Below are 16,612 nucleotides of genomic sequence, written 5' to 3'. Positions count from 1 at the left end.
CCGGTGGGACAGAGGGGTGCCGGGCGGATTACTTGGTTTCCCGGGCGTAGACCGCGTCGAGGATCGTCTTGCCGCCCGCTTCCAGGACCTGTCCTGCCAGGATCATGCCCAGGTCCCAGGCATGCCTGACGTCGCCCTCGACCATGCGCCGGATGGGGTTGGACCCGTCCACGTCGGCCACGAAGCCTGTCAGGCGCAGGTTCTGGCCGTCGATCACGGACCAGGCCGCTATGGGCACCTGGCAGCCGCCGTCCAGACCGGTCAGGAAGCCGCGTTCGGCCAGGACCTGGTGCCGGGTCGGCTCGTGGTCCAGGAAGGCCAGCAGATCGCGCACTTCCCGGTTCTCGGAGTGGAACTCGATGCCCAGCGCCCCCTGGGCCACGGCGGGCAGGAAGTCCGGCGGGCCGAGGATCTCCATGTGCGGGGCCTTCATGCCCAGACGCTTCAGCCCGGCCGTGGCCAGGACGATGGCGTCGAACTCGCCGTCGAGCAGCTTCTGCACCCGCGTGCCCACGTTGCCGCGCAGGGATTCGATGCGCAGGTCCGGGCGCAGCGCCTTGAGCTGAGACTGGCGGCGCAGGGAGGAGGTGCCGACCACAGCATTCCGGGGCAGCTCGTCCAGCCCGGCGTACTTGGCCGAGCACAGGGTGTCCGTGGACTCCTCGCGCTCGGGGATGATGCCGACCTCCAGGCCGTCGGGCAGCTCGGTGGGCACGTCCTTCATGGAGTGGACCGCCAGCTGGGCGCGGCCGTCCAGCAGCGCCTCCTCGATCTCCTTGACGAACAAACCCTTGCCGCCGACCTTGGCCAGCGGCACGTCCAGGATTTTGTCGCCCTTGGTCTTGATCTTGAGCAGGTCCACGGACAGTCCGGGGTGTTCGGCCTCGAGCAGGTCCTTGATGTGATTGGCCTGCCACAGGGCCAGGGCGGAGCCTCTGGTGGCGATGGTGAGCTTTTTCATGCTGTATGTAACCTTGGTCTGTGAAAGGAGAACGCTAGCCGCAGCTGGAGCAGTTGCCGCCGGAACAGCCGGCGCAGCCGGAAGAGGGCGCGCTGGGGGCCGCCGGGGCTGAATCGCCGCCCGCGTCGGGCGAGAAGCCGCCGACCTTGGACCGGACCGCGCTCATGAGTTTGCCGGTTTTTTCGGACTGGCATTTGGGGCAGGGGGGACATTCGTCGCGGTCGAAGACGAGTTCCTCGAATTCGTTGCCGCACGCATCGCACTTGTATTCGAAAATGGGCATGTCGTGCTCCGAAACGGTGTTTTGATGGGCCGGGCGCTCCCGGCAGAGGGTTTCCATAGCTGAAAAGGACCGGACTGGCAACGTCGCCCCCGGCCCGGACATAAGGTAAGTCCGAACCCCGCCGTGTCCACCCCTGTCCGCGAAATCCGTGCTTTACACCGCACCCCGCGCCCGGCTAAGGAAAAGTATGCGTAAAAGCGGGCCCCTTCGGTCCCGCCCAAGCCCCTGCCGAGGGTCCATGAAAGACGAATTCTTTGCCCTGCATCTCGACAACGGAGAGGAGTCCCTGGCCGGTCCGTCCGGCCGGGTGTTCATGGCGGGCGGCCTGGTCCGCTGCGTCTTCTCCGCCGCCACCCCGGTCAAGATGGGCATGGGCGTGAACAGCCGCACCCACGAGAGCCTGACCTTCCGCTTCGTGGAGCAGACCGGCGAGGACGACTTCACCAGCCGGTTGCTCAGCGACCGCCACCTGCCCATAGGCGAGACCGAGCTGATCACTCTGGACGACCTGGTCGAGGACTATTCGCCCGAGCTGGCCTACTTCGAGGAGCAGGTCGTCCCGGCCATGCTCGAGCGCGGCACCCCGGAGGACGCCCTGGCCTCGGCCATCGACGGGCGCGTGTTCAACGGGCTGTTCGGTCTGGGACTGGTCTACCTGGAACAGGGCGAGCCCGCCCGCGCCGCCTCCCTGTTCAACGACCTCGCCCGCAGCGGGGCCGATTTCGAGGGACGGGACCAGTTCCTGTACAACGACCTGGGCATCGTCCTGCGCAAATGCGGCCTGTTTGACCTGGCCATCGCCTTCTTTCTCCGCGCCCTGGAATACGTCCAGGACGACGAGAACCTCTTCTACAACCTGGCCCGCGCCCACTACGAGAACAACGACTGGACGCGCTCCCTGGATTACCTGATCCAGTCCCACAAGTTCAATCCCGCCCTGACCGTGACCAACGACCTGCTCGAACTCATAGTCGGCCTGGAAGCGGACGAGCGGCTGCTGGCCCGCTACGATAAGCCGCCCGTGCCGCCTGCCGTGGCCGCCCGCGCCCGACAGCTGCTGGCTGCCGGGTCCGGCAGGCTCAAGCTCGACGACACCCTCGTCGGCCGCCCCGTGGAACCCGGCCGCGCCCGGTCCGGCGGAGTGGGCTACGTGGAGCTCAAGCGGCACGGGAGCGAGGATTAGTTCTAGCAAATCAGGACTGGAAGGCCGCTTCGCGGCGGTTGTCGGGTGACTTCGCCTCCGGCGGACAGGGGTTCGCACCCCTGCACCCCATGTTGCGCCTTCGGCGCGGTCTGTTTTGCTTCGTGGGGATCAACCATTTCCGGGAGGAAAAGGGCGCCCGACCCGCGCCTTCCAAGGGTGCGTCGGCCCGGTCTGCTACATCTTTCCCTCTGCGAAATCAAGGAACCCCGGCCGGGGCACGACCTGCGCGGCGTCAAGTTGGGTATTATGTTATTTACGACTCGACACTTTGTGCGGGGGAGGGGTATTCAGGGTGCATTCGATTGCCCCGCCCGGTGGGTGGGGATCACCCTTATCAGTAGGAGTTTTTATGCTATACCGTATGGTTATATCGTTGCTGGCCCTGTTGCTGGCGGCTGCGCCGGCCATGGCGTGCACGGACTTCGTGGTCAAGGCCGGGGACGGGACCGTTGTCGGCGGGCGGTCCATGGACTTCGGCGTCAACGACCAGGCCAAGGTGACCGTCTACCCCCGGGGTAAGCAGTGGAGTTCGGAGGCGCCCGGCAAGAAGCAGGGCATGCAGTGGAAACAGCGTCATGGGTTCGTGGCCTTTTCCGTCCTCGGGCTTGAGGCGTCCACCGACGGCATGAACGAGAAGGGGCTGTCCGCCAAGCTGCTCTGGCTCCCGTCGGTCGGCTACCAGGCCGTGCCCAAGGGGAGCGAGGCCAAGGCCCTGGACGTGACCCTGGTGCCGGACTGGATTCTCGGCAGTTTCGAGACCGTGGCCGAGGTCAAGAAGGCGTTGCCCGGCGTGTTCGTCTGGGGCAGGGAACTGGCCGGGCTGGGCGGCATTCCGGTGCTGCACCTGGCCGTGCACGACGCGCAGGGCAACAGCATGGTGGCCGAGTGGATAGACGGCAAGCTGAACATCTACGACAACCCGCTGGGCGTCATGACCAACGAGCCGCCCCTGCCCGGCCATTGGGCCAACATGCGCAACTACGTCAACCTTTCCGCCGAAATGCAGCCCGCGCTCGAGCTCAACGGCAAGACCTTCAAGGGCACGGGCAACGGCTCGGGGTTGTTCGGCCTGCCGGGCGACTGCACGCCGCCGTCCCGCTTCGTGCGCACCGCCGTGCTCGGCACGTTCGCCTATCAGCCCAAGAACGCCGAGGAGGCCGTGGTCTTCGCCCGGCACCTGCTCAACCAGGTGGACGTCATGAAGGGCGTCAGCCGGGACAAGACCCCGCAGGGAGAAGTGGCCGACTACACGCAGTGGACGGCCATCGAGGACCTGACCAACCGGGTGCTCTACTTCGCGGATTACGCTGACCAGACCCTGCGGGCCATCGACCTCAAGAGGCTCGATTTCACCCGCTCGGACTACGCGCCCATCCCGGTGTCCGCGCCGTCGGGCAACGCCGTCAAGGACGTGACCCCGCGTTAGGCGAGGGCTTTCCGTAAAAAACAAGGCCCGGACCAATTTGGTCCGGGCCTTTTCATTCGTATGGGGGAACGGGCTACTTGGCCTTGGCCAGCGGCCAGATCTCGTCCACCTTCTCGATGGTCTTGATGGTGATGCGCTTGCGCAGCTCGTCCGGAATCTCGGCCAGGTCCTTCTTGTTCTGGGCCGGGATGAGGACCTTCTTCATGCCGCGCGACACCGCCGCCAGAATCTTTTCCTTGATGCCGCCCACGGGCAGCACGCGGCCGCGCAGGGATATCTCGCCCGTCATGGCCAGGTCCGGGGAGACCGGGGTGTCGGTCAGGGCGGAGATGAGCGCGGTGACCAGGGTGACGCCAGCGGACGGGCCGTCCTTGGGCGTGGCTCCGGCCGGGACGTGTACGTGGATGTCGCGGTTGTCCGCGAAGTTCGGGTCGATGCCGTAGAGGTCGGCGCGGGCGCGGGCGATGGACAGGGCGGCCTGGGCCGACTCCTTCATCACGTCGCCGAGCTTGCCGGTCAGGGTCAGCTTGCCCTTGCCCGGCATGGTCGTCACCTCGATGTGCAGGATCTCGCCGCCCACCGGTGTCCAGGCCAACCCAACCGCCACGCCCGGAGGCAGGGTCGGTTCCTTTTCGTCATCCAGGAAACGCGGCGGACCGAGCAGCTTGTACAGGTTGTTGGCCGTGATCTTGAACGGCCCCTTTTCGCCCTCGGCCTTCTTGCGGGCCATCTTGCGGCACAGGGTGCCGATCTCGCGTTCCACGTTGCGCAGGCCCGCCTCGCGGGTGTACTCGCGGACCACCTTGGAGACCAGCTTGTCGGAGATGACCAACTCGTCGTCGTTCAGGCCGTTCTCCCTGATCTGACGTGGGATGATGTAGCGCCGGGTGATGACCGTCTTCTCCTGCTCGGTGTAGCCGGGGATGCGGATGACCTCCATGCGGTCCATGAGTGGGCCGGGGATGGAGTCGAGCATGTTGGCCGTGCACACGAACATGACCTTGGACAGGTCGAACGGCACGTTCAGGTAGTGGTCGGTGAACGAGAAGTTCTGTTCCGGGTCGAGCACCTCGAGCAGGGCCGAGGACGGATCGCCGCGGAAATCGGAGCCGAGCTTGTCGATCTCGTCGAGCATGATCACCGGGTTGCGCGTGCCGCACTGCTTGATGGCCTGGATGATCCGGCCCGGCATGGCTCCGATGTAGGTCCGCCGGTGGCCGCGAATCTCGGCCTCGTCGCGCATGCCGCCCAGCGACATGCGGTGGAACTTGCGCCCCAGCGAACGGGCGATGGACCGCCCGAGCGAGGTCTTTCCAACGCCCGGAGGCCCCACGAAACAGAGGATCGGGCCCTTCATCTTGGGGTTGAGCTTGCGCACGCTCAGGTATTCGAGGATGCGCTCCTTGACCTTTTCCAGGTCGTAGTGGTCGGCGTTGAGAATTTCCTCGGCCTTCTTGATGTCCAGCCGGTCGCGGGAGAGCTTCTTCCACGGCAGGTCGATCATCCAGTCGAGATAGGTGCGGATGACCGTGGCCTCGCTCGATTCGGCGTGCATGGACTCCAGCCGCCGCAGCTGTTTGAACGCCTCCTTCATGACCTCCTTGGGCATGCCGGACGCGGTCAGCCCCTTGCGCAGCTCCTCCATCTCCTCGGACTCGTCGCCCTCGTCGCCGAGCTCGCGCTTGATGGCCTTGATTTGCTCGCGCAGGTAGAAGTCGCGCTGGGCCTTGTCCATGCCTTCCTTGGCCATGGTCTGGATCTTGTTCTGCATGGAGGCCACCTCGACCTCCTTGAGCAGCTGCTCATTGACCAGCTCCAGCCGCCGGAACGGCTCGACGCACTCCAGAATCTTCTGGGCCGCTTCCACCTTCATGCGCAGGTTGGAGGCGATCAGGTCGGCCAGCCTGCCCGGATCGGACACGCTGTTGAGCACGGACATGATGTCCGCGCTGGAGATGCCGCGCAGGGTCAGGATGCGCTCGGACTGCTCGCGCGAGGAGCGCACCAACGCCTCCTGCTCCGGAGAGAGCGGCCCGGCCTCGGGCTCGATGATCGGGGACAACTCCGCGATGTGGTACGGCTCGCTGGCCGTGAACCGCTTGACCTTGGCGCGGGCCAGCCCCTGGACCAGAACCTTGAGGCGGCCGTCGGGCATTTTCAGCATGCGCATGATCATGCCCACCGTGCCGGTCATGTACAGGTCGTCCGGGGACGGGTCCTCCACACCCTCGTCCTTCTGGGTCAGGATGAGGATGTAGCGGTCGCCCGCCAGGGCCGCGTCCACGGCCTGGACCGACTTGTCGCGGCCCACGAAGAGCGGCAGGATCATGTAGTTGAAGACCACGATGTCGCGCACGGCCAGCACGGGCAGGACCTGCGGGATGTCCGCCGGGTTGTGCCCGGACATGTCCTCTCCGTCGCCGAACAGGGACGTGCCGGGACCGGCGGTCAACGCCTCGATGATCTCGGGCAGATCCTCGCCGTCACGGCTGTCGTCGGTCACTTCCGGGGACTTATCGATCTCGACATCCGACTCCGGCCGCTTGATGCGCGAAGGACGGATGGGGGTTTTCTTCTTTTTTTGACTCAAATGGATATCCTCTGATTTGTGTGCAAACAGATGGTGTTACCCTACATATATCGTCAAACGGAGTTGGCAAGTCCATTATTATGGTAAATTGTTATTCGTGATGGCTGCCTCCGGCGGCCGGGGCGCTGCCCCGGACCCCGCCAGGGAACCCTTTAAAAAGGGTTCCCTGGACCCTCCCAAACTTTTTGTGTGCCTTCGGCAGGGCCGTGCGAACGCGCAAGGGCGTGCGACGAGTAAAAGGAGCACTCCTTGTCGCGCTGCTACGTTCCGCGAAGCGGCGTAAAAAGTTTAGGAGGGAAAGGGGGATGGGGGTCCGGGGGAAGGGGGAAAGGGAGGCCCTTTTCAAAGGGTTCCCTTTCCCCCTTCCCCCGGCCGCCGGAGGCCTCGCCGCGTCAGCGGCGCACCGAGAAATTCGGCAATGGCGTGTCGGTGTCGGCGCGGCGGGATTCGATGGCGGTGACGCGGGCCAGGGGCGGGCCTTGCCAGAGTTGGGTTTCGAGTTGGTCGAGTTGTTGGTCGGTGCCGTGGGCCAGGACTTCCACGGCCCCGTCGGGCAGGTTGCGCACCCAGCCGGTGACGCCGAGGGCTTGGGCGGTTTCGCGCGTCCAGCCCCGGAACCAGACACCCTGTACCCTGCCCCGAACGATGGCGGCCATCTCGCGCACCTAGAGCCTCCCGAATTCGTTGAAGCTGTAATAGTCGTGGTCGGTGACGATGATGTGGTCGCGCACGGTTATGTCGAGGCTGGCGCACGCCTCGGTCACCTTGGCGGTGAGCAGGATGTCTTCGGACGACGGGTCGCTGCCGCCGCCGGGGTGGTTGTGCACCAGGATGATGTTGGTGGCCTCCAGGCGCAGGGCGGCGGCCGCTATCTCGCGCGGGAAGATGGCGGTGGCGTTGGTGGTGCCCTTGCTCATCTGTTCCCAGGCGATGATGCGGTTCTTGGTGTCCATGAAGACCGTCCAGAACTCCTCGGTGTCCTTGTGTCCGAGCCGGGCCATGGCAGCTTTGGCCAGGGTGTCCGGGGCGCTGACGGTCTGGCCGCGCCGGGCCCCGGCCTCGCCGAGGCGGGCGTAAAATTCCTGGAGCAGCGTCCACTGGGACCGGACCGCCGGGCCGAGCCCCTTGATTCCGTTGAGATGGTCGGGCCGGGCGAAGCAGGCGTCCTGGAGGGAACCGAAGCGGTCGATGAGTTCCTTGGCCAGGGGCTTGGTGTCCCGCCGGGGCAGGGTCATGGCCAGCAGCAGTTCGAGGAGTTCGTAGTCGGCCAGGCCGCGCGGGTTGTTTTCGAGCCGCTCCCTGAGGCGTTGGCGATGGCCGAGATAGTGGGGCGCGTTCTTGTTCATGTCAGTACCGTCGGGGTTGGGCCTTGGGCTGGAACAGGTCGATGAGCCCGGCCATGAGCATGTCCAGGGCCTCTTCGTATTTGCGCTCGCCGGTCTTGAGCGAGAGTTCCGCCTCCATGGCCAGGTCGATCATCCGGGCGATGCCGCGCGCGCCGAGGCGTTTGGCCAGCGGGGCCTTTTTCTTGAGCATGAACGGGCTGCCCGCGGCCTTGCCGCCGTGGGCCAGCAGCCAGTACATGCGCGCCTGGCTGGCCAGGAATCCGATCAGGTTGAAGAGCATCTGGTCCTTGGCGGACTTGGAGTGGTCGTCGATGACCCGCTTCCAGACCGAGGCCTCGGCCCCGGGCTGCGCCAGGGCGTCCATGAGGTCGAAAAAGGGCATCTCGCCGGTGCGGGCCACCAGGTCGACGTGCACCTTGCGCACGATCTTTTCGTCGCCGGCGGCCAGCTCGATCTTGTCCAGCTCCAGGCGGGCGGCCACGGCGTCCGTGGGCAGGGCCATGGTCAGGGCCTGGCCCGCGCCCGGCTCGAAGGTCAGCCCGGCCTTGGCGGCCCAGCCCTTGACGAAGTCGGTCAGGGACCGCTGGTCCAGGCCCGGGGACTCCCAGACCCAGCCCGCGTCGCGGGCCTTCTTGTAGAGCCCGCGCCGGGAGAGCGCCGGGGGGATGGGGGGCTTCTTGCCCTTCCATTCGCCCTCGAGGCAGAAGATCGGGTAGATGTCGGTTCCCAGCCCCTTGACCGAGGCGTCGAGCTTGTCCCACTGGTCCGCCTTGAGCGCGTGGGCGCGGCGCAGGACCAGGGCCTTGGGTTGGGGGAAGAGCGACTTGATGGTCAGGTCGGTCCAGAAGGCCGGGGGCAGGGGATCGTCGTCATCGCCCCAGAACGGTTTGATCTCCCAGCCGTCCTGGCCGGAGGCCTTCAGGCGTTGGTCCACCTGGGTCTTGATCAGCTGGGGATCGGGGCAGATGAGAAAGAGGTATCGGGGGCGGTTGGCCATGGTTCTTCCGGGGCTAGTAGTCCTGGGTCATGCGGTCGGCCAGCACCTGGATGCCGCGCCGGGTGACCTCCATGTCCGCTTCCTGTCCGCTGCCGTAGTCGTAGGGCCAGTTCTCGGATATCTGGCCCGAGCTCCAGATCACGGAGTTGTCCGTGGCCGAGCGGATGGTCGCTTGGAACCGGAAAATGGCCTCGGACAGCAGGGTCCGTTCGTTGACGCCCTCGACCGCGGTGGGCCGATAGTACCGCTCGATGTTGATGGTGATCAGGGCGTCGGCCTGGTCCTTGTCGTCCACCCAGGTGATGGTCCCCCGGTTGTGCAGCTCGTCGCGCAGCAGCTTGCGCAGGCGCTGTTCGAGCCAGGGCAGGGTGGTGGGGTTTTGGACCTCGTCCACGGCCACGGTGCGGTACCGCGGATCGAGCACGGAGGTGCCGCCTTCGCCGAAGGAGTAGCCGCAACCGGCCAACAGGGCGAGGAGCATGAGGAGCGCCGTATATCGAAGCAGGGACATCAATTTCTCCAGGTGTTCAGTGATTGGGGAACGATAAAGGGATTCGCGGCAAAGGTCCAGAGGGTCGGCGGATGATCCGGCACCGGTGGTTGACGCGGCCTCCGGGATGGTGAAAACAAGGGGCCTGGAAACGTACCGCAACCCGGAGGAAACATGTCCGAAACCGTCCTTGTCGTCATCGACGTCCAGAACATCATGTTCGAAACCCCGGGAATGCCCCCGTTCGAAGGCGAAAGGGTGCTCGAAACCATTGCCGGGCTCATCGCCTCGGCCCGCGAAAACGGCGTGCCGGTCCACTACGTCCAGCACACCACGCAGGGCGCGGGCAGCGAATTCGAGGCCGACACCCACAACTGGCTCTTCCACCCGGCCATCGCCCCGCAACCGGGCGACACCGTGTCGCGCAAGCATTCCTACGACGCCTTCTGGAACACGGAGTTGAAGGCCATCCTGGACAGGCTGGGCGCGAAAAAACTGGTCTTCTGCGGCCTGCAGACCGAGTGCTGCGTGGACACCACCGTGCGCAGCGCCCTGGCCCACGGCTACGAGTCCGTGCTGGTGGGCGACGCCCACACCTCCTACGACAACGGCGTGCTCACCGGCGAACAGATAGTGGCCCACCACAACCAGACCCTGAACCGGCGGTTCTGCAAGGTGGTCCCGTCCAAGGACATGATCTTCTAGAGATCGCGTCACCCGGGTTGGCAGGGCCGGAAAAATCTGTCATTACATACGCACTGGCGACTGCTCTCGCTGCTTCGAAACCCGAGGAGATTCCCCGTGGCTTTTCGAACCTTGCGTGCGCAGTTTTTTCTTTTTCTGTTTTTCCCCCTCCTTATGGCCGTTTCGGCCGAGGCAATGGAATTCGGGATGGCCGTGGCCTCGGGTCAGGTCAAGGCCGTGCAGCGGTTTCTCTCCGAAGGCGTAAATCCCAACGGCGAGGACGGCAAAGGCGGGCCGCTGATCGGGGCCGTGTCCGGCTACCGCTTCAACGGCCCGGCCAAGACGCTCGAGATGTGCCGTATCCTGCTCGAGGCCGGGGCCGATCCCAATGTCCGGAACAGTCGATTCGGCGGCACGCCCCTGTACATGGCCGCGGGCGATAACGCGGTGGACGTGGTCCGGCTGCTCCTCGAAAAGGGCGCGGACCCCAACCTGGCGACCAAGGGCGGCGGCACCCCCCTGTCTAGCGCGGTGGGGCTGCGCAGTGTGTACGACACCGGGGCCGTGGTCGAGCTGCTTCTGACGCACAAGGCCGATCCGAACATAGGTAATAGCGACGGCGTCACGCCCTTGTACCAGGCCGCCCGCGCGGGGCATCTTGATTTGTGCAAGCTCCTTGTGCGCCATGGCGCGGACCCCGACATCAGGGACCGGCACGGCCGGAGCGCCTTGGACCAGGCGGCGGCCGGAAATCATGGCGAGGTCGTCGCCCTGCTGGGTAGTAAGGCGCGGGACAAGAGCTCCGGCCGCTTGGGGAAGACCCCGCTGCACAATGCCTGCGAGAAGGGGGCGGAGTCGGCCGTGATCGCCCTGTTGCGGCAGGGCGCCGACCCAAACGTGATGGACGAACTCGGGCGCACGCCGCTTTACCTCCTGGCCGACAAGGGGAAGCCCGATCTGGTCCTGGCCATGCTCGAGGCTGGGGCCGATCCCAATCTCGCCGACCCACAGGGTAGGGCTCCGTTGCTCATGGCCGCGCGCCAGGGCAACCCGGACGTGATCCGGATTCTCCTTGATCGGGGCGCGGAGGCCAACCGCATGAGCGGACACGGGCTGCCCCTGAACATGGCTGTGGATTCCGGGCATGGGGAGGCCGTGGCGGCCCTCGTTGAGGGAGGAGCCGATCCGAATGCCAAGGGGGTCTTCGGGCGCACCCCGCTGCTGGTGGCGGCCACCAAATCCGATCCGGGGATGATCCGGCTGCTCTTGAGCAAGGGGGCCAAGCCGCGCGGCATGTACCTGACCGCAGCGGCGGCAGGGAAGGACCCGGCGGCAATGCAGGTCTTTCTCGACGCGGGCGTGGACGTCAACACCACGGATTATTACAAAGGCACTCCGCTGCACGTCGCCGCCAACAGTGGCAGATTGCAGAACTGCCGTTTCCTGGTGGAGCACGGGGCGGACGTCAACGCCTTGGACTTCCACAAGTATACCCCGCTGAAATTCGCGGAGATCCGGGGATATACGGATATCATGGCCTACCTGAAGGAAGTTGGGGGAAAGTAGCGGACAAAGATCCGTTTCAAGGCGTGAACAAAAAGGCCGGGAGGTTGCACCTCCCGGCCTTTATCGTTGCGATGATTTGTCGGGCTAGCCGACCACGATGTTGACCAGTTTGTTGGGGATGACGATGACCTTGCGCACGGTCTTGCCTTCCATGAACTTCTGGACGTTTTCCAGGTCCATGGCCAGTTTCTCGACCGCGTCCTTGGGCGCGTTGTTCGGGGCCTCGAACTTGCCGCGCACCTTGCCGTTGACCTGGACGACCATGGTCACCTCGTCGAGGACCAGGGCCTTTTCGTCGTAGGCGGGCCAGGGCTGGGAGGTCATGTGGGAGGTGTGGCCCAGGGCCTGCCAGAGCTCCTCGCAGATGTGCGGGGCCACCGGGGAGAGCAGGGTCACGGCCGTGGCGATGGCCGAGGACAGGGCCGTCGGATCGCTTTCCTTGAGCTCGTCCTTGACCTGGTAGAGCTCGTTGACCAGCTCCATGATGGCCGCGATGACCGTGTTGAACTGGAACTCGTTCTCGATGTCGCGGGTGGCCCGGCGGATGGTGTCGTGCTCCTTGAAACGCAGCGACTTGGCCGCGTCGGACGCGGGCTGGGACGCCGAGGCCGGGGTCATGGGCGTGAGCACGTCCTCCAGCTCCTCCACCAGCCGCCACAGGCGGGACAGGAAGCGGTACGCGCCGTCGATGCCCTGGTCGGACCACTCCAGCTCCTTGACCGGCGGGGAGGCGAAGAGGATGAACAGCCGGGTGGCGTCCGCGCCGTACTGGTTGATCATGGCGTTGGGGTCGACCACGTTGCCCTTGGACTTGGACATCTTGCCGCCGTCCTTGAGGACCATGCCCTGAGTCAGCAGGTTGGCGAACGGCTCGGCGTTCTTGACGTACCCGCAGTCGCGCAGCGCCTTGGTGAAGAACCGGGAGTAGAGCAGGTGCAGGATGGCGTGCTCGATGCCGCCGATGTACTGGTCCACGTTCATCCAGTAGTCCAGGTGCTCCGCGCCCAGCGGTTCGCTCTCGTTGCGCGGGTCGCAGTAGCGCATGTAGTACCAGGAGGACTCGAAAAAGGTGTCGAAGGTGTCGGTCTCGCGCCGGGCGGGCTTGCCGCACTTGGGGCAGGCGCAGTTGACGAACTCCTCCATGGCGGGCAGGGGCGACTTGCCGTCCTTGCGCACCTGGGCGTTCTCGGGCAGCAGGACCGGCAGGTCCTTTTCGGGCACCGGAACCGCGCCGCAGTCGTCGCAGTAGATGACCGGGATGGGCGCGCCCCAGAACCGCTGGCGGGAGACGTTCCAGTCGCGCAGACGGTAATTGACGGCCATCTTGCCCTTGCCGGACTGGTCCAGGTGCTCGACGATGGCCTTCTTGGCGTCCTCGTTGGGCATGGAATCGAAATCGCCGGAGTGGATCAAAAAGCCGGGCGCGGAATAGGCCTCGGTCAGGCTGGCCGCGTCGAGCTTCTCGCCCTTCTCCTGCAGTTCGGGCGGGTTGATGACCGCCTGCTTGGGAAGATCGTACTTGGTGGCGAATTCGAAATCGCGCTGGTCGTGGGCGGGCACGGCCATGACCGCGCCGGTGCCGTAGCCCATGAGCACGAAGTTGGCCACGTAGATGGGGATGTCCTTGCCGGTCACCGGGTTGACGCAGTACTTGCCGGTGAACACGCCTTCCTTCTCCAGATCGTCGGCCCCGCGCTTGATGCGGTCCATGTTCCGGATGTTGGTCACGAAGGTCTCGATCTCCGCCTTGTTCGGGGCGTCACTGATGAGCTTCTCGACCAGGGGATGCTCGGCGGCCACGGACATGAAGGTCGCCCCGTACAGGGTGTCGGGCCGGGTGGTGAAGACGTCGATGGTCTCGTCCATGTCTTTCACCTGGAACGTGAGTTCCGAGCCATAGGACTTGCCGATCCAGTTGCGCTGCATGGTCAGCACGCGCTCGGGCCAGCCGCCCTCCAGGGTGTCGAGGTCTTTGAGCAGTTCGTCCGCGTAGTCGGTGATGCGCAGGAACCACTGCTCCATGTCCTTCTGCTCCACCTCGGAGTCGCAGCGCCAGCACAGCCCTTCCTCCACCTGCTCGTTGGCCAGCACGGTGTTGCAGGTCGGGCACCAGTTCTGCGGGGAGTCCTTGCGGTAGGCCAGTCCCTTTTCCAGGAACTTGAGGAAGAACATCTGCTCCCACTTGTAGTACTCGGGGCGGCAGGTGGCCAGTTCGCGCCGCCAGTCGTAGGAGTAGCCCAGCCGCTGCAGCTGCTCGCGCATCTCGGAAATGTTCTGGTAGGTCCAGGTGGCCGGATGGGTCTCGTTCTTGATGGCCGCGTTCTCGGCGGGCAGGCCGAAGGCGTCCCAGCCCATGGGATGCAGGACGTTGAACCCCTGCATGGTCTTGAAACGCGCCACCACGTCGCCGATGGAGTAGTTGCGCACGTGGCCCATGTGGATCTTGCCGGACGGGTAGGGGAACATCTCCAGCACGTAGTACTTGGGCTTGGACGGATCGGTCTCGACCTGGAAGCAGCCGGACTCCTTCCAGATCCCCTGCCATTTCTTCTCGATGTCCTCGGGGGAGTATTTGCCTAATGCCATGATGGTGTATCCTAAAATGTGGTCGTTTCGCGTGGCCCGGAGGCCGGGGATCAGGACCGGTTCGAGGTCTTGGCCACGCCGTCCAGGATGCCGTTCACAAAGGAACGGGACTTGTCGTCGCCGAAGGTCTTGGACAGCTCGATGGCCTCGTTGATGGCCGCCTTGACCGGGATGTCGGTGAACAGCATCTCATACAGGGACAGGCGCAGGATGGACAGCTCGACCATGGCGATGCGCTCGATCTTCCAGTGCTGGGAGTGGGCTTCGATGGTCTTGTCGATGTCGTGCAGGTTCACGTTCACGCCCATGACCAGGTCGCGCGCAAACGCGCACGCGGTCTCGGATTCCTGCTCCAGGACCATGGGGTTCCTGTCGAACAGGGTGTCCATGTCCTGGGGGTTGTCCTTGTCCAGGAAATGCGTGGAGTAGAGCACCTGAAAGGCCAGGGTGCGTCCCACCCTGCGGATGCCGGGCCTGTTGCCCTTGGATTTCGAGCCCATGAGCTAGATCTGCTCCAGGACCCGGACGGTCTCGAGCAGGGCGGAGGCGGCTTCCACGCCCTTGTTGCCCGCCTTGGCTCCGGCCCGTTCGATAGCCTGGTCCAGGGAGTCGCAGGTCAGCAGTCCGAAGCCCATGGGTACGCCGGACTCCATGGAGGCGTGGGCGATGCCCTTGGCGCACTCGCTGCACACGTAGTCGAAGTGCGGGGTGCCGCCGCGGATGACCGCGCCGAGCACGACGATGCCCGCGTACTCGCCGGACCGCGCCAGCTTCTGGGCGGCGATGGGCAGCTCGAAGGCGCCGGGTAGGCGGATCAGGGTCAGGTCGTCCTCGGACGCCCCGTGGCGGACTAGGTAGTCCACCGCGCCGGAGATCAGGCGGTCAACGATGAAGTCGTTGAACCGGGCGGCCACGATGGCGATCTTGAGTCCCTTGGCGTCCAGCATCCCTTCGATGGTCTTCACGGACATGGTGTATTCTCCCTACTGTATGAAATATATAGCGGTGTAATATGTTATCGGTTCCCCAAAAGTCAACTTGCGGGGCTTTAGTCTTTGTCGACCTTGAGCAGGTGGTGCATCTTGTCGCGCTTGGTCTTGAGGTAGCGCTCGTTGAGCTGGCAGGCGCCGACCTCGATGGGAACGCGTTCGACCATTTCCAGGCCATAGCCCTCCAGGCCGACCATCTTCTTGGGGTTGTTGGTCATCAGGCGCATCTTGGACACGCCCAGCGCCACGAGGATCTGCGCCCCGGTGCCGTATTCGCGCATGTCCGGCGGGAAGCCGAGCTTGACGTTGGCCTCGACCGTGTCGAGCCCCTGGTCCTGCAGGTGGTAGGCCCGGATCTTGTTGCCCAGGCCGATGCCGCGCCCTTCCTGGCGCATGTAGACCAGCACGCCCTTGCCCTCGTTGCGGATCATGCACATGGCGTCCTGCAGCTGGGGGCCGCAGTCGCAGCGCAGGGAACCGAACACGTCGCCGGTCAGGCACTCGGAGTGGACCCGGACCAGGGTCGGCTCGTCGGGGTGGATGTCGCCCATGTACAGGGCGATATGGGTCTTGCCGTCGGCCTCGGAATGGAAGGCGGCGGACTCGAAGTTGCCCCAGCGGGTGGGCAGATGGGCCTCGCCCACCTTGGTCACGGACTTGCCGTCGAACTTCATGCGGTAGGCGATCAGGTCGGCCACGGAGCAGATCTTGAGCCCGTGCTTGTCGGCGTATTTCTCCAGGTCGGGCATGCGCGCCATGGTCCCGTCGTCGTTCATGACCTCGCAGATGACTGCGGCGGGCTTGAACCCGGCCAGGCGGGCGAGATCGGAGCCGCCCTCGGTCTGGCCGGTGCGCACCAGCACGCCGCCGTCCTTGGCTCGCAGGGGGAAGATGTGGCCCGGGGTGACGATGGAGTCGGGGCCCGCCCCGTCTTCCACGGCGGCCAGCACGGTGGTGGCCCGGTCCTTGGCCGAGATGCCGGTGGTCACGCCCTCGCGCGCCTCGATGGAAACCGTGAAGTTGGTGCCGAAGCCGGACTCGTTCTTCTTGGTCATCAGGTCCAGGCCGAGATTGTCGGCCATCTCGTTGGACATGGGCAGGCAGATCAGCCCGCGCGCATGGGTGGCCATGAAATTTATGATCTCGGGCGTGACCGCCTCGGCGGCGCAGATCAGATCGCCTTCGTTCTCGCGGTCCTCGTCATCCACCATGATGACCATTTTGCCCTGGCGGATATCCTCAATGGCTTCTTCGATTTTGCAGAGGGGCATGCTTCTACCTCGATGATGGTTTACCCGGTAAAGGGTGCGGAAAATCCTCGCCCGACGCCGTCCGGCGGGGAACCAATGTATTTAGCGTAAATGGCTTCGCTGGGGAAGGGGAAAATTCCCCGGTGAAATCGTATGTATATCAGATGGTTGTAGAAAGGCCGGGACAGGGGGACGATCCGGGCCCGTTCCGGCCGCTCCCCGCAAGTATAGTCACTGCGC

15 protein-coding genes are annotated in these 16,612 nt (G+C 64.9%); 4 read left to right on the top strand and 11 right to left on the bottom strand.

All coding sequences use genetic code 11. The annotated features are described in order from the left end of the window. Positions 1-28 precede the first annotated feature (28 nt). Both hemC and ACR42D_RS16440 read right to left on the bottom strand, forming a co-directional pair. Positions 29-961 (bottom strand): hydroxymethylbilane synthase, encoded by a 933-nt coding sequence (hemC, locus tag ACR42D_RS16445; RefSeq protein ID WP_484567867.1) that lies wholly within the window; start codon positions 959-961, stop codon positions 29-31. A gap of 34 nt (positions 962-995) precedes the next feature. Next, the gene (locus ACR42D_RS16440; protein ID WP_484567866.1) at positions 996-1,244 is read right to left on the bottom strand and encodes an FmdB family zinc ribbon protein; all 249 of its coding nucleotides are present in this window, start codon (positions 1,242-1,244) and stop codon (positions 996-998) included. Positions 1,245-1,482: 238 nt separating this feature from the next. On the opposite strand from ACR42D_RS16440, the gene ACR42D_RS16435 reads away from it, so the two are divergent. After that, entirely contained in the window at positions 1,483-2,427 is a 945-nt protein-coding gene (locus ACR42D_RS16435) for a tetratricopeptide repeat protein (RefSeq protein ID WP_484567865.1), read from the top strand. A 370-nt stretch (positions 2,428-2,797) separates the two neighbouring features. After that, complete coding sequence (locus ACR42D_RS16430) at positions 2,798-3,874, top strand: linear amide C-N hydrolase (protein ID WP_484567864.1); 1,077 nt, start codon at positions 2,798-2,800, stop codon at positions 3,872-3,874. A 73-nt stretch (positions 3,875-3,947) separates the two neighbouring features. Here ACR42D_RS16430 and lon read toward each other — a convergent pair whose 3' ends face one another. The 5 genes from lon to lptE all read right to left on the bottom strand — a co-directional run bounded on the left by lon (position 3,948) and on the right by lptE (position 9,318). After that, the gene (lon, locus tag ACR42D_RS16425; RefSeq protein ID WP_484567863.1) at positions 3,948-6,464 is read right to left on the bottom strand and encodes an endopeptidase La; all 2,517 of its coding nucleotides are present in this window, start codon (positions 6,462-6,464) and stop codon (positions 3,948-3,950) included. A 392-nt stretch (positions 6,465-6,856) separates the two neighbouring features. Continuing rightward, positions 6,857-7,120, bottom strand: a complete 264-nt coding sequence (locus ACR42D_RS16420) for an acylphosphatase (protein ID WP_484568477.1) — start codon at positions 7,118-7,120, stop codon at positions 6,857-6,859. Positions 7,121-7,129: 9 nt separating this feature from the next. Then, entirely contained in the window at positions 7,130-7,810 is a 681-nt protein-coding gene (gene radC, locus ACR42D_RS16415; RefSeq protein ID WP_484567862.1) for a RadC family protein, read from the bottom strand. A 1-nt stretch (position 7,811) separates the two neighbouring features. Next, complete coding sequence (locus ACR42D_RS16410) at positions 7,812-8,807, bottom strand: DNA polymerase III subunit delta (RefSeq protein ID WP_484567861.1); 996 nt, start codon at positions 8,805-8,807, stop codon at positions 7,812-7,814. A 13-nt stretch (positions 8,808-8,820) separates the two neighbouring features. After that, entirely contained in the window at positions 8,821-9,318 is a 498-nt protein-coding gene (lptE, locus tag ACR42D_RS16405) for an LPS assembly lipoprotein LptE (RefSeq protein ID WP_484567860.1), read from the bottom strand. A 153-nt stretch (positions 9,319-9,471) separates the two neighbouring features. Between lptE and ACR42D_RS16400 the strand changes: the two genes are divergently transcribed. Both ACR42D_RS16400 and ACR42D_RS16395 read left to right on the top strand, forming a co-directional pair. Further along, a complete protein-coding gene (locus tag ACR42D_RS16400; protein WP_484567859.1) occupies positions 9,472-10,002 on the top strand; it encodes a cysteine hydrolase family protein in 531 nt (176 codons plus the stop codon). 174 nt (positions 10,003-10,176) lie between these two features. Beyond that, positions 10,177-11,547 (top strand): ankyrin repeat domain-containing protein, encoded by a 1,371-nt coding sequence (locus tag ACR42D_RS16395; protein WP_484567858.1) that lies wholly within the window; start codon positions 10,177-10,179, stop codon positions 11,545-11,547. An 84-nt stretch (positions 11,548-11,631) separates the two neighbouring features. Here the strand turns inward: ACR42D_RS16395 and leuS are convergent, their stop codons facing one another. The 4 genes from leuS to ACR42D_RS16375 form a co-directional block, all read right to left on the bottom strand. Continuing rightward, positions 11,632-14,133 carry a leucine--tRNA ligase gene (gene leuS, locus ACR42D_RS16390; protein ID WP_484567857.1) on the bottom strand — a complete coding sequence of 834 codons (2,502 nt, stop codon included), beginning with the start codon at positions 14,131-14,133 and terminating at the stop codon, positions 11,632-11,634. 50 nt (positions 14,134-14,183) lie between these two features. Next, positions 14,184-14,633, bottom strand: a complete 450-nt coding sequence (nusB, locus tag ACR42D_RS16385) for a transcription antitermination factor NusB (protein ID WP_484567856.1) — start codon at positions 14,631-14,633, stop codon at positions 14,184-14,186. Positions 14,634-14,636: 3 nt separating this feature from the next. Beyond that, the gene (gene ribH, locus ACR42D_RS16380) at positions 14,637-15,104 is read right to left on the bottom strand and encodes a 6,7-dimethyl-8-ribityllumazine synthase (RefSeq protein WP_484567855.1); all 468 of its coding nucleotides are present in this window, start codon (positions 15,102-15,104) and stop codon (positions 14,637-14,639) included. A 77-nt stretch (positions 15,105-15,181) separates the two neighbouring features. Beyond that, complete coding sequence (locus ACR42D_RS16375; RefSeq protein WP_484567854.1) at positions 15,182-16,393, bottom strand: bifunctional 3,4-dihydroxy-2-butanone-4-phosphate synthase/GTP cyclohydrolase II; 1,212 nt, start codon at positions 16,391-16,393, stop codon at positions 15,182-15,184. Positions 16,394-16,612 lie beyond the last annotated feature (219 nt).

The sequence above is a fragment of the Pseudodesulfovibrio sp. lm2024 genome, from assembly GCF_051175575.1.
Taxonomy (GTDB): Bacteria; Desulfobacterota; Desulfovibrionia; order Desulfovibrionales; family Desulfovibrionaceae; genus Pseudodesulfovibrio; species Pseudodesulfovibrio caledoniensis.
Note: the sequence above shows the minus strand (reverse complement) of the source record. Positions and strands in the feature narration are given on the sequence as shown.